Annotated in this window: 10 protein-coding genes; 4 read left to right on the top strand and 6 right to left on the bottom strand. The window is 66.2% G+C overall.

Annotation, left to right across the window (positions count from 1 at the left end):
* From ACCD07_RS05460 to ACCD07_RS05440, 5 genes are all read right to left on the bottom strand, one after another.
* The gene (locus ACCD07_RS05460; RefSeq protein ID WP_353401154.1) at positions 1-1,140 is read right to left on the bottom strand and encodes a glycosyltransferase family 4 protein; all 1,140 of its coding nucleotides are present in this window, start codon (positions 1,138-1,140) and stop codon (positions 1-3) included.
* A 7-nt stretch (positions 1,141-1,147) separates the two neighbouring features.
* On the bottom strand, positions 1,148-2,323 hold the full coding sequence (locus tag ACCD07_RS05455; protein WP_413446736.1) for a glycosyltransferase family 4 protein: 1,176 nt from the start codon (positions 2,321-2,323) through the stop codon (positions 1,148-1,150).
* Positions 2,320-3,228, bottom strand: a complete 909-nt coding sequence (locus tag ACCD07_RS05450; protein WP_413446735.1) for a GDP-mannose 4,6-dehydratase — start codon at positions 3,226-3,228, stop codon at positions 2,320-2,322. Before ACCD07_RS05450 ends, ACCD07_RS05455 begins: the two co-directional genes overlap by 4 nt.
* 10 nt (positions 3,229-3,238) lie before the next feature.
* Positions 3,239-4,282, bottom strand: coding sequence for a GDP-mannose 4,6-dehydratase (gmd, locus tag ACCD07_RS05445; protein WP_176652326.1), 1,044 nt, complete (start codon positions 4,280-4,282; stop codon positions 3,239-3,241).
* A gap of 177 nt (positions 4,283-4,459) precedes the next feature.
* Positions 4,460-6,778 (bottom strand): NADP-dependent malic enzyme, encoded by a 2,319-nt coding sequence (locus tag ACCD07_RS05440; protein ID WP_176652325.1) that lies wholly within the window; start codon positions 6,776-6,778, stop codon positions 4,460-4,462.
* A gap of 292 nt (positions 6,779-7,070) precedes the next feature.
* Here ACCD07_RS05440 and thiL point away from each other — a divergent pair, with 292 nt between their 5' ends.
* On the top strand, positions 7,071-8,045 hold the full coding sequence (gene thiL, locus ACCD07_RS05435) for a thiamine-phosphate kinase (protein ID WP_353401161.1): 975 nt from the start codon (positions 7,071-7,073) through the stop codon (positions 8,043-8,045).
* On the opposite strand, the gene ACCD07_RS05430 is transcribed toward thiL, so the two are convergent.
* Entirely contained in the window at positions 8,030-10,648 is a 2,619-nt protein-coding gene (locus ACCD07_RS05430) for an EAL domain-containing protein (protein ID WP_353401163.1), read from the bottom strand. The two genes, thiL and ACCD07_RS05430, sit on opposite strands and share 16 nt — an antisense overlap.
* 225 nt (positions 10,649-10,873) lie before the next feature.
* On the opposite strand from ACCD07_RS05430, the gene ACCD07_RS05425 reads away from it, so the two are divergent.
* From ACCD07_RS05425 to ACCD07_RS05415, 3 genes are all read left to right on the top strand, one after another.
* Positions 10,874-11,362: a CinA family protein gene (locus tag ACCD07_RS05425; RefSeq protein ID WP_176652322.1), complete on the top strand. Its 489-nt coding sequence runs from the start codon at positions 10,874-10,876 to the stop codon at positions 11,360-11,362.
* An 80-nt stretch (positions 11,363-11,442) separates the two neighbouring features.
* Positions 11,443-12,183 carry a hypothetical protein gene (locus tag ACCD07_RS05420; RefSeq protein WP_176652321.1) on the top strand — a complete coding sequence of 247 codons (741 nt, stop codon included), beginning with the start codon at positions 11,443-11,445 and terminating at the stop codon, positions 12,181-12,183.
* A gap of 6 nt (positions 12,184-12,189) precedes the next feature.
* Positions 12,190-12,774, top strand: a complete 585-nt coding sequence (locus tag ACCD07_RS05415; RefSeq protein ID WP_413446734.1) for a hypothetical protein — start codon at positions 12,190-12,192, stop codon at positions 12,772-12,774.
* Position 12,775: the final 1 nt, after the last annotated feature.

Here is a 12,775-nt window from a genome sequence, read left to right as displayed (position 1 = left end):
TCAAACAGCGCGCTTGCGGCCCGCTTCCCGGCCATCGGCCAGCTCATGGTACAGCGCGGCATAGCTCTCGGCCATTTTCCGCGCCGTGAACAGCTCCCAGTAGCGCGCTTCGGCGCGGCGCCCCATTTCGGCGGCGCGTTCGGGCTGCTCCCACAGGGTGCGCATCGCCTCGCCGAAGGCTTGCGGATCGTCCGGCGGCACCACCAGCCCGGTCTCGTTGTCGATGTTGATGTAGGTGGTGCCGGTGCCGATCTCGCTGGAGATCATCGGCTTGCCGTACATCGCGCCTTCCAGCAGCGAGATGCCGAACGCCTCCGAGCGCAGGTGCGACGGGAAAGCCAACGCGTAGCACAGCTCCAGCAGCGCGACCTTGTCTTCCTCCTCCACCGCGCCGACGAACATCACGTGCGCCAGGCCCAGGCGCTGCGCATGCTCCTTCAGCTCCTGCTCGATCGGGCCGGCGCCGACGATCACCACCGGATAGTCGAGGTTGGCCATCGCGTCGAGCAGGATGTGCAGGCCCTTGTAGTAGCGCAGCACGCCGACGAACAGGAAGAAGCGCTCGCCGCAGAGGGCGCGCCATTTGTCCTTGACCGCCTCGGAAGGCTTGGGATAAATGGTCTTGTCCAGGCCATAGGTGATGGTGCGGGTCTTGTGCTCGAAGCGCTTGAGCACCGGCGACGAGGCCAGGTAGTTGGGCGAGGTGGCGACGATGGTGCCGACGCTGCGCAGGAACTGCCGCTTGAGCGGGCCATATACGCGCAGCAGGTTCTTCTGCCGCACGATGTCCGAGTGGTAGGTGACCACGCTCGGCTTGTCGATGCGCGCCATGAAGTGCGCCAGGTCCATGAACGGCCACGGGAAGTGATAGTGGATCACGTCCGCCTCGCGCGCCAGGCGCGCCAGCTTGCGGATGGCCGCGAACGAAAAACCGGTCGAGGCGATTTCGAAATCCAGCGGCGCGCGGTGCACGGTGTGGCCTTCGAACTCGATCTGCGCCGGACCGCTGTCGCGCGTCAGCGTCAGCACTTCGTTGGTCACGCCGAGGCGGCCGGTGCCCACGCACAGCTGGCGTATCACCTGCTCGATGCCGCCCCATGTATCGGGATAGTAGGTCTTGTAGAAATGGAGGACGCGCATAAAGGATTTAGTGGGATAAGACTTGACGATACACGGCGACGGTACGGCGCGCCGCTTCATCCCATGTCAGTTCCAGCGCGCGGCGGCGGCCGGCGGCGATACAACGGCTGCGGACGGCGTCGTCGCGCACCAGCGTGGTCATGGCGGCGGTCATTTCCGGCACCGACAGCGGATCGAATTCCAGCGCCGCGCCCTGCGCCACTTCCGGCAGCGAGGTGGCGTTGGAGGTGGCCACCGCCACTCCGCTGGCGAAAGCCTCCACCAGCGGCAGGCCGAAGCCCTCGTGCAGCGACGGGAACACGAAGGCGCCCGCGCCCGCGTACAGGTGTTGCAACTGGGCGTCGTCGGTCAGCTTGTCGAGCCAGATGACGTTTTCGCCCTGCTGCTGCGCGGCCTTGATGCGCTTGACCAGTTCTTCGCTGCGCCAGCCCGGCGCGCCGACGATGACCAGCTGGCGCGCGGAGCGCAGCACCGGCGGCAGCGCCAGATAGGCTTGCAGCAGGCGCTCGACGTTCTTGCGCGGCTGCAGCGTGCCGACAAACAGGAAGTAGCCGGCGTTCAGGCCGTACTGCGCCAGCGTGGCGTCGCGCGCTTCGACGGGCGGCGCGTCGAACCACTCGGCGCGCACGCCGTGGTGCACCACGCTGATCCTGCGTTCGTCGACGCCGAAGCATTCGACCAGCTCGCGGATCGAGTAATGCGAGCCGGTGATCACATGCTGTGCCTTGCGCGCGGCCTTGGCCTGCAGCCAGTTCTTCACGCCGCGCATTTTCGGGCTGCACCACTCGGGATGCGAAATCGGCAGCGCGTCGTGCAAGGTCGCCACCACCGGGCAATCCATGCGCACGATACGGTAGTCGGTGGCGTGGAACAGGTCCAGCGGCGGCGCGTTCCTGCCCATCGCGCGGCTCACGTTCAGATGCACCGAAGACGGCAGCAGCAAATCGCCCAGCGTCGCCAGCGGAAACGACAGCGGCAGCGCGCGGCCGACCGTCAGCCGCCGCGCATCGCCCGGCGGGGCAAAGGAAAACGGCAGCACTTCGACGCCGGCATGCGGCAGGTGTTCGAGCAGGGCGCGGCTGTAGACGCCGATGCCGTCCAGGCGGCCGCCGGTCAGCGCCGGTTCGGCCGTGGTGGTGGAAAGGCCGATGCGCAAGGCCTCGCCGGATACGGCGGCGCTCACGCCGAATACATCCAGCGCAGCGTGTCGGCCAGCGGTACGCGCGCCAACGGGCCGGTGGCGGCCACCAGGCGGCTGTTGTCGCCGACCAGGCGCACCACTTCGTTGGCGCGCACGAAGGCCGGATTGACGTGGACGTTGATCTTGTAGCCGGCGATGTCGGCCATCATGTCCAGCGCCTCGCCCAGCGAATACGCGTGGCCGGAGCAGATATTGAAGGCTAGTCCCGAGGTCGCGGGGCGGGCTGCCAGCAGCTTGCGGTAGCTGGCAGCGACCATGCGCACGTCGGAAAAGTCGCGCCACACGTGCAGGTTGCCCAGCTCGATGTCGGCGGCCTTGCGGCGGAAGTGGCCAACGATTTTCGGCAGCAGGAAATTCTCGTGCTGGCCGACGCCGGTGTAGTTGAATGGACGGGCCACGATCAACGGCAGCTTGTCCTGCCACAGCCTGGCCATGTATTCCATGGCCAGCTTGCTGACCGCGTAGTCGTTGGCCGGCGCGGCCGGCACGTCCTCGTGGATCACGCCGACGTCGGTGTTGCCGTAGATGTTGGCGCTCGACGCCAGCAGCACGGCCGACGGTTTCTGCTCCAGCGCGGCCAGCGCCTCCAGCAGGTTGCGGGTGCCGGCCACGTTGACGCGGTAGATTTGTTCGACATCGCCATGGCCGACGAAGGCGATGGCGGCCAGGTGGGCCACCACGTCCGGCCGCACCTCCTGCACCATGGCCGCCATGGCGGCGCGGTCGTTGAGGTCGATGGCGAACTGACGCTCGCCGGGGACATGACCGGGGGTGATGGTGCCGTACACCTCGTAGCCGGCGGCCTGCAGTTCCTGTTCGACGTAGCGGCCGGTGAAGCCCGCCAGGCCGGTGATCAGCGCGCGCTTGCCTGCACCTTCGGCGGCCATCGTCGCCGCCTTAGAAGGAGAAGCCGGCTTTGTTGCGGCGCAGGTCGGCCTCGACCATCATCTGGCACAGCTGCTCCAGCGTGGTCTTCGGCTTCCAGCCCAGGTCCGCCAGGGCCTTGGCCGGATCGCCGATCAGCAGCTCCACTTCGGCCGGACGATAGAATTTGGGATTGACGCGCACCAGCACCTTGCCGGTCTTCTTGCAGGTGCCGATTTCATGGTCGGCCGCGCCGCTCCACTCGATGGCGACGTCGACGGCCTTGAACGCCATGGTCACGAAGTCGCGCACGGTCTCGGTGCGGTTGGTGGCCAGCACGTAGGTGTCCGGATGGTCGGCCTGCAGGATGCGCCACATGCCTTCGACGTATTCCTTGGCGTAGCCCCAGTCGCGCTTGGCGTCCATATTGCCCAGTTCGAGCACGTCGAGCTGGCCCAGGTGGATCTTGGCCACCGAGTCGGTGATCTTGCGGGTGACGAATTCACGGCCGCGCAGCGGCGACTCGTGGTTGAACAGGATGCCGGAGCAGCCGAAGATGCCATACGATTCGCGGTAGTTCACGGTCATCCAGTGGGCATACAGCTTGGCCACGCCATACGGGCTGCGCGGGTAGAACGGGGTATCTTCCTTCTGCGGCACGGCCTGCACCTTGCCGAACATTTCCGAGGTCGACGCCTGGTAGAAGCGGATCTTCGGATTGACGATGCGGATTGCTTCCAGCAGGTTGACCGGACCGACGCCGGTGATTTCCGCCGTGGTCACCGGCTGCTCGAACGAGACGCCGACAAAGCTTTGCGCCGCCAGGTTGTACACTTCGTCCGGCTGCGCGTTCTGCAGCAGGCGGATGCTCGATCCGAGATCGGTCAAATCGTATTCCACCAGGTTCAGGTTCGGGTGCGACTGGATGCCCAGTTCCTCGATACGCCAGAAATTGACCGAGCTGGTACGACGATAGGTACCGGTGACTTCGTAACCCTTTTCCAGCAGCAGTTCCGCCAGATATGCGCCGTCCTGGCCGGTGATCCCCGTCACCAGGGCTTTTTTTATTTTCTGCATGGTGAATACAATCCAAATTCGTTAAAGACTCGACAAGCCGCGTATTGTAACAGAGCGCATGTGGCGCACTTCTCACCAAATGTCTCAATTACATCCCTTACATCTTGTTACAGATCAACAAAAAAGGGCCGGACCGGTGTCGGTCCGGCCCTCCTCGGCCGCATGGGCTGGAAACGCTTAAGCCTTGCGCTGGGCCACCGCGTCGACCACGCACAGCGCGGTCATGTTGACGATGCGGCGCACCGTCGCCGACGGCGTGAGGATGTGCACCGGCTTGGCGCAGCCGAGCAGGATGGGGCCGACCGCGATGCCGTTGCCGGCCGCCGTCTTGACCAGGTTGTAGGCGATGTTGGCGGCGTCGATGTTCGGCATCACCAGCAGGTTGGCGTCGCCCGTCAGGGTCGAGCCCGGCATGATGGAATTGCGCAGCTTCGAGTCCAGCGCGGTGTCGCCGTGCATTTCGCCGTCCACTTCCAAGGTCGGGTCGCGCAGCTTGACCAGCTCCAGCGCGGCGCGCATCTTCTGCGCCGACTCGCTGTTGGACGAGCCGAAGTTCGAGTGCGACAGCAGCGCCGCGCGCGGCGACAGGCCGAAGCGGCGCATTTCCTCGGCCGCCATCACGGTGATGGCCGCCAGTTCGTTGGCGTCCGGGTTTTCGTTGACGTGGGTGTCGACCATCACCAGCTGGCGCTCGGGCATGATCAGCACGTTCATCGCGGCGTAGACGCAGGCGCCCTCGCGGCGGCCCAGCACCTGGTCGATGTAGTGCAGGTGCAGCTGGGTGGTGCCGAAGGTGCCGCAGATCATGCCGTCGGCGTCGCCCTTCTTGATCATCATGGCGCCGATCAGCGAGTGGCGGCGGCGCATTTCCAGCTTGGCGTACTCCTGGGTGACGCCCTTGCGGCTGGTCAGCTCGTAGTAGGCCTGCCAGTATTCGCGGTAGCGCTCGTCGTGGTCCGGGTTGATGACGTCGAAGTCCACGCCCTGCTTCAGGCGCAGGCCGAACTTGGCGATGCGCGTCTCCAGCACGGCCGGACGGCCGACCAGGATGGGACGGGCCAGCTTCTCGTCGACGATGACCTGCACCGCGCGCAGCACGCGCTCTTCCTCGCCCTCGGCGTAGACGATGCGCTTGAGCTCGGCGGCGGTCTTCTTCGCCACCTGGAACAGCGGCTTCATGAAGGTGCCGCTGCGGTAGACGAACTGCTGCAGGCTGTCCGCGTACGCCTGCAGGTCCTTGATCGGACGGGTGGCGACGCCGGAATCCTCGGCCGCCTTGGCCACGGCCGGGGCGATCTTGATCAGCAGGCGCGGATCGAACGGCATCGGGATCAGGTATTCCGGGCCGAACGACAGGTTGCTGAAGCCGTAGGTGGTGGCGACGATGTCGGACTGCTCGGCGTGGGCCAGCTCGGCGATCGCGTGCACCACGGCGATTTCCATTTCGCGCGTGATGGTGGTGGCGCCGCAGTCGAGCGCGCCGCGGAAGATGTAGGGGAAGCACAGCACGTTGTTGACCTGGTTCGGATAGTCCGAGCGGCCGGTGCAGATGATGGCGTCGCCGCGCACGGCCTTGACGTCTTCCGGCAGGATTTCCGGATTCGGGTTGGCCAGCGCCAGGATCAGCGGGTTGGGCGCCATGGCCTTGACCATGTCCTGCTTGAGCACGCCGCCGGCCGACAGGCCGAGGAAGATGTCGGCGTCGTGTATCACTTCGGCCAGCGTGCGGGCCGGGGTGTCGCGGGCGAAGCGTTCCTTGTCCGGATCCATCAGCTCGGTGCGGCCCTTGTAGACCACGCCGGCCAGGTCGGTCACGTAAATGTTTTCCAGCGGGAAGCCGAGGTCGACGATCAGGTCCAGGCAGGCCAGCGCGGCCGCGCCGGCGCCCGACACCACCAGCTTGCAGTTGGCGATGTCCTTGCCGACGTACTGGATGCCGTTCATGATGGCCGCGCCGACGATGATGGCGGTGCCGTGCTGGTCGTCGTGGAACACCGGGATCTTCATCCGCTCGCGCAGCTGGCGCTCGATGTAGAAGCACTCGGGCGCCTTGATGTCTTCCAGGTTGACGCCGCCGAAGGTCGGCTCCAGCGAGGCGATGATGTCGACCAGCTTGTCCGGGTCCATCTCGTTGATCTCGATGTCGAACACGTCGATGCCGGCGAACTTCTTGAACAGCACGCCCTTGCCTTCCATCACCGGCTTGGCCGCCAGCGGGCCGATATTGCCCAGGCCCAGCACGGCGGTGCCGTTGGTGATGACCGCCACCAGGTTGCCGCGCGCCGTATATTTATAGGCGTTGGCCGGGTCGATGACGATTTCCTCGCACGGCGCGGCCACGCCCGGCGAGTAGGCCAGCGCCAGGTCGCGCTGGTTGGTCAGTTGCTTGGTCGGCGTGACGCTGATCTTGCCGGGCGTCGGGCACTCGTGGTATTCGAGCGCCGCGAGGCGCAATTGTTGGCGAAGTTCTTCTTTTTTCTCAAGTGACGAATCCATGCTGTGCGGCCTTCCTGTTTTGTGCTGTCGGATAGCTTGCGATTTTATCAGACCAATTCTTTCATTTAAGTAGGTATTTTCACCAACAGCTATGACCGGTATCAGCATTATTTATGATTGCAGGGCGCCGATGACCGAATTTTTGTCGTTTTAACCTATCAATCGCCGCAACATAATCAATTTTCCTAACTAATTACATTTTACTATTAAAATTATTAAATTGATTGAAATTGACAATATTGCGTCAAAGTCCGGCCCCGGCGCGCCGGCCGCGGCGGCGGTACAATGCCGCATGCTCTCCGAATTCGACCTCATCAAGGAATACTTCCAGCGCCCCCACCATCCGGCCCGCGCCACGCTGGGCATCGGCGACGACTGCGCGCTGCTCACCCCCACGCCCGGCATGCAGACGGCGATCTCGTCGGACATGCTGGTCGAGGGCCGCCACTTCTTTGCCGGCGAGGATGCGCAGCGCCTCGGCCACAAGTCGCTGGCGGTCAACCTGTCGGACCTGGCGGCGATGGGCGCGCGCCCCGTCGGCTTCACGTTGGCGCTGGCGCTGCCGTCGGCCGAGCCCGACTGGCTGGCCGGCTACGCCAGGGGCCTGTTCGCGCTGGCCGACGCCTTCAACATCGAACTGATAGGCGGCGACACCACCAAAGGCCCGCTGACCATCTGCATCACCGTGTTCGGCGAACTGCGGCCGGGCCGGGCCCTGCGCCGCGACGCCGCCCGCGCCGGCGACGATATCTGGATCTCCGGCACGCTGGGCGACGCCCGCCTGGCGCTGGCCGGCTACCGGCTGGAACTGGCGCAGCCGCTGGACGCGGCCAGCCTGCAGGCGGCCTCGGTGCGCATGCACACGCCGGTGCCGCGCGTCGAGCTGGGCATGCTGCTGGCCGAACAGGGACTGGCCCACGCCGCCATCGACATCTCGGACGGCCTGGTGGGCGACCTCGGCCACATCCTGACACGGTCGCAGGTGGGCGCCACGCTGGATGTGGACGCGCTGCCGGCCGGCGCCGTGCTGGCCACGCGCGAGACGGCGCTGCGGCGCGCCTACACCGCCGCCGGCGGCGATGACTACGAGCTGTGCTTCACCGCGCCGGCCTCGGCGCGCGCGGCCATCCTGGCGGCGGCGGCCAGCGTGGCGACGCCGGTCACCCGCGTCGGCAGCATCGACGCGCAGGCCGGCCTGCGCCTGGTGGACGCCGCCGGCGCCGCGCTCGACCTGCCACTACACGGCTTCGATCACTTCGCTTCCTGAAGCGAGGTCACGTCCTCGTCCGGCTGGCCGGCGCGCCGGCCGCTGCCGTGCATCAGCCAGTAATGGTGGAAGGCCAGGCGGATGTTGTCGCGCAGCTGGGTGTCATCCCACGGCTTGGTGTAGAAGCGGTAGATGGCGCCGCGGTTGATCGAATCAAGCACCGCCTCCAGCCCCGTGTAGCCGGACAGCACGATGCGTATCGTCTCCGGATACATCTCCTTGACCTTGCCGAGGAACTCGGTGCCGCTCATGCCCGGCATGCGCTGGTCGCAGACGATCACCTGCACCGCGTGCAGCGCCAGCAACTCGAAACCCTCGCCCGGCGTGGCCGCCGTCAGGATCTGGTAGCCGTCGCGGCGGAACAGCCGGTGCAGCGAGGCCAGCACGTTGACGTCGTCGTCGACGATCAGCAGGGTCTGCGCCGGCTGGGCCGCATCGCCCGGCGGCGGCGGCAGGCTGCGGCCGGCGACCATCATGGCGGCCATCTCGGCCGCCGGCACCGGCCGGCTGAAGAAATAGCCCTGGATCTCGTCGCAGCGGCTGCGCCGCAGATACTCCAGCTGGGCGCGCGTCTCCACCCCTTCGGCGATCACCCGCAGCTTCAGGCTGTGCGCCATGCTGATGATGGCCTGCGCGATGGCCGCGTCGTTGGGGTTGGTGGTGATGTCGCGCACGAAGGCGATATCGATCTTCAGCTTGTCGATCGGGAAGCGCTGCAGATAGGCCAGCGACGAATAGCCGGTGCCGAAATCGTCGATCGCCACCTTGATGCCGAGCGCCTTCAGGTTGCCCAGCACGGTGATGGTGCGCTCGGCGTTGGACATCAGCGCGGTCTCGGTCAGCTCCAGTTCCAGCAGCTCGGGCGCCACCTGGTGCCGCGCCAGCGCATCGCGCACCACCTGCTCCAGGTCGCCCTCGACGAACTGCCGGCTGGCGACGTTGACGGCCACCCGCACCGGCCCGATGCCGCCGCGGTTCCAGGCGCTGATCTGGCGGCAGGCGCTGTCGATGATCCAGGCGCCGACCCGCACGATCAGGCCGGTATCCTCGAGCACCGGCACGAAGTCGGCCGGGAACACCATGCCGAAGCCCGGCCGCTGCCAGCGCAGCAGCGCCTCGGCGCCGGCGATGGCGCCGGTGTTCAGGTTGACCTTGGGCTGGTAATGCAGCAGCAGCTCGTTGTTGTCGAGCGCCCGGCGCAGCGCCTGCTCCATGTCCAGCCGCGCCAGCACCTGCACGTTCATGCCGGCGGTGAAGAAGCGGTAGCCGTCGCGGCCGGCCTGCTTGGCGCGCTCCATCGCGGTGTCGGCATATTTGATCAGCGTCTCGGGATCGGTGGCGTCGTCCGGATACATGGCGATGCCGATGCTGGCGCTGAGCACGGCCGGATGGCCGTCCAGGTCGAACGGCAGGCGCAGCGCCTCGCGCACTTCGTTGGCGGTGTGGACGGCGTCCTGCTGGTCGCGCGTCATGGTCAGGATCAGCGCGAACTCGTCGCCGCCCATGCGGCCGACGGTGTCGCGCAGGCGCACGCACTGCACCAGCCGGTTGCTGAACTGGCGCAGCAGCTCGTCGCCCTGCAGCGGCCCCAGCGAATCGTTGACGTTCTTGAAGCGGTCCAGCGCGATGAACAGCACCACGACGCGCCAGTTCTTGTCGCGCGCCAGGGCGATGGCGTCGGCCAGCGTCTGGAAAAACAGCGTGCGGTTGGGCAGGCCGGTCAGGCTGTCGTAATGCGCCATGTGCAGCAGCAGTTCCTCGGCCTGGCGCCGCTCGCTGATGTCGCGCGCCACGCCCAGCAACACGGCCGGCTGCTCGGGCCGCTGCAGCAGCTGCCAGTAGAGTTCCACCGGCACCGCGACCAGGTCGCGCCGCATCAGCTCCAGCTCGATCAGCTCGGGCGCGCGCGGCGGGCCGCCGGCGGCCGTGGCATTGACCAGTTGCGCGGCCAACTGCGCGGCCCGCTCGCGGATCACGGACGGCGTGCCCAGGCCGAGGCGGCTGACGCTCTGGCCCAGCAGTTCGGAGCGCGGATAGGCCAGCATGCGGCTGGCGCCGTCGTTGGCGTCGACCACCTCGGCGCTGGCCGGGTCGAGCAGGAAAATGGCGTCGGCGGTGGCGTCCATCGCGCTGCGGAAGCGCTGCAGCTCGGCGGTGCGTTCGCGCACGGTCTGCTCCAGCCGGACGCTGTAGTTGCGCGACTCGCCGTGCAGCAGCCGCACCTCCAGCATGTTGCGGATGCGGGTGAGCACCTCGACCGGATCGAAGGGCTTGCTGATGAAATCGCGCGCACCCGCCTCGAGCGCCTTGAGCTTGTGATCGGGCTGGGCCGTGACCACCAGCACCGGCAGCCAGGAGCCCGCCTCCAGCGGCTTGAGCGCCTCCATCACGTCGAAGCCGTTCATGCCGGGCATCTGCATGTCGAGGATGATCAGGTCGTATCGGTGTTCGGCGTGCCAGTCGGCGACGACGTGCGGATCGGTGGTCGAGCTGACGGCCGTGTAGCCGGTCGAGTGCAGCAGGAATTCCAGTAATTCCACGTTCACGGGCTGATCGTCGACGATCAGGATGCGGGCGTGAAAGATGTCGGTCTGGCTGATCATGGGATGCGCCTCCGTGTGGTCGGCGCACATCTGCGTTGTTTGGGCAGAGGCTACCGCACAATCATTTGAGTGTACGCAACTTCAATTCGCCGGTCTAATGTTTTCTGGGATGTTGCGATTCCGGCAAACCGTTGATAAACCTCCAGTACGCCACTGGCAACGATTGCGAACTGCATGGTACAGTGGCAGCACGCCCCCAGATTGCCGCATCAGAAGGAGAATTCCATGGATTCCACGAACACCATACTCGAGCTGGCCGCGCAGGTCGGCAAGGCCCTGCAGCAGAAGGGCCTGATCCTGGCCACCGCCGAATCGTGCACCGGCGGCGGGGTGGCGCAGGCCATCACCGAAATCGCCGGCTCGACCGCCTGGTTCGATTGCGGCTTCATCGCCTATTCCAACGCCTCCAAGACCGAACTGCTGGACGTGTCGGCCGCGCTGATCGCGCAGATGGGCAGCGTGTCCGAGGAAGTGGCGGCCGCCATGGCCAGCGGCGCGCTCGGCTCCAGCAACGCCCACCTGGCGGTCTCGACCACCGGCATCGCAGGCCCGACCGGCGCCGTGCCGGGCAAGCCGGTCGGCACCGTCTGCTTCGGCTGGGCCAACGCCGACACCGTGCACACGGAGCGGCTGGTGTTCAGCGGCGACCGCAAGGCGGTGCGCGAGCAAACCGTGATCCACGCGCTGCAGGGACTGCTCCGCTTCATCAACTGAGTCCGGAAGTCAGCGTGGCGGTTGCCATCCCGCCACAAAACAATTACTCTCGACGCATTCAAGCGTTTCAGGAGTAATTGATGCAAAACACGGTACATTTTATTCTCCAGGGCAAAGGCGGCATCGGCAAGACGCTGGTCTCGACCATCCTCGCGCAATGGATCGCCAGCAAGGATGTCGGCGAAGGCGACCAGCCGCTGCGCTGCTACGACACCGACCAGGAGAACGCGACCTTCTCGCGCTACAAGGCGATGGACGTCAAGCATGTGCCGGTGATGACGGACAGCCGCAACATCGACCCCAAGCGTTTCGACGCGCTGATGATCGACATCCTGGAAGAGGACGGCAACTGCGTCATCGACAACGGCGCCAACACCTTCTCCCCGCTGATGGGCTACCTGATCGAGAACGACTGCTTCTCGCTGCTGCAGGAATCGGGGCGCAAGGTCTACATCCACACCATCGTCGGCGGCGGCGACACCCTGCACGACACGGCGATGGGCTTCGTGTCGACGGCCAAGTCGACCAATGTGCCGCTGGTGCTGTGGGAAAACGAGCACTTCGGCCTGCTGCAGTCGGCCTCCGGCAAGCAGTTCACCGAATCGCAGACCTACGCCGACAACTCGTCGCGCGTCAAGGGGCGCATCGTGCTGTCGGCGCGCAACGCCGACACCTTCGGCGCCGACATCAAGAAGATGAACACGGCGCGCCTGACCGCCAACGAGGTCAAGGAAAGCGACAAGTTCAACGTCATGGAAAAGCAGCGCATCAAGGTGGTGTTCCGCGACCTGTTCGAGCAACTCGACAAAGTGGAGTGGTAAGCCGCCATGGATCAGCAGAAGCTGCGCAGTCTGGTCTTTGAAAAAACCGGCGTCAGGATCGACATCGACGATCCGGTGTTCGCGCTGGTGGCCTTGAACGAAGCGGTGCTGGAGGAAGCGGTCGAGCGCCACGTCGCGCTGATCGACGCCGCCTCGCTGGAGCTGGCGCAGCAGGCGCGCCTGGCCGGCGGGCTGGCGCCGCTGCAGGCCGGCAGCCACAAGGCGGCGGTGCTGGACGCCACCAACGAGCCGGCCGCCGCCGCGGAGCCGCCCGCCACGCCGTCGGCCTACGCGCCGGCGCCCGCCGCCGGCGCGGTACGCCCGATCGCCACCCAGTCCCCGGCCATCACGCCGCGCGAACTGCGCCTGCTGGCGGCCGCCGCCGGCGTCTCGGTGCTGAGCGCGCTGCTGGTGCTGGGCGGCCAGGCCGCCTTCTTCAAGCCCGCGCCGCCGCCGGCCGCCGTCATCCAGGCGCAGGCGCTGACGCCGGAGCAAACCCTGGCCCTGCAAAACGCCGACAAGCTGAACAAGGCGATCCAGAAACTGGACCCGAAAGTCCGCACCCAGCTCCAGGCCGAGCTGCAAAAATAAG

The organism is Duganella sp. Dugasp56, assembly GCF_047304105.1.
Taxonomy (GTDB): Bacteria; Pseudomonadota; Gammaproteobacteria; order Burkholderiales; family Burkholderiaceae_D; genus Rugamonas; species Rugamonas hordei.
This window is presented reverse-complemented; position numbering and strand designations above follow the sequence as displayed.

Excerpts from the sequence above, each read along its gene's own strand:
- ACCD07_RS05420 (WP_176652321.1), top strand. The coding sequence starts at position 11,443 with ATGCAAAACACGGTACATTTTATTCTCCAGGGCAAAGGCGGCATCGGC.
- ACCD07_RS05430 (WP_353401163.1), bottom strand. The coding sequence starts at position 10,648 with ATGATCAGCCAGACCGACATCTTTCACGCCCGCATCCTGATCGTCGAC.
- ACCD07_RS05415 (WP_413446734.1), top strand. The coding sequence starts at position 12,190 with ATGGATCAGCAGAAGCTGCGCAGTCTGGTCTTTGAAAAAACCGGCGTC.
- gmd (WP_176652326.1), bottom strand. The coding sequence starts at position 4,282 with ATGCAGAAAATAAAAAAAGCCCTGGTGACGGGGATCACCGGCCAGGAC.
- ACCD07_RS05440 (WP_176652325.1), bottom strand. The coding sequence starts at position 6,778 with ATGGATTCGTCACTTGAGAAAAAAGAAGAACTTCGCCAACAATTGCGC.
- thiL (WP_353401161.1), top strand. The coding sequence starts at position 7,071 with ATGCTCTCCGAATTCGACCTCATCAAGGAATACTTCCAGCGCCCCCAC.
- ACCD07_RS05425 (WP_176652322.1), top strand. The coding sequence starts at position 10,874 with ATGGATTCCACGAACACCATACTCGAGCTGGCCGCGCAGGTCGGCAAG.
- ACCD07_RS05450 (WP_413446735.1), bottom strand. The coding sequence starts at position 3,228 with ATGGCCGCCGAAGGTGCAGGCAAGCGCGCGCTGATCACCGGCCTGGCG.
- ACCD07_RS05460 (WP_353401154.1), bottom strand. The coding sequence starts at position 1,140 with ATGCGCGTCCTCCATTTCTACAAGACCTACTATCCCGATACATGGGGC.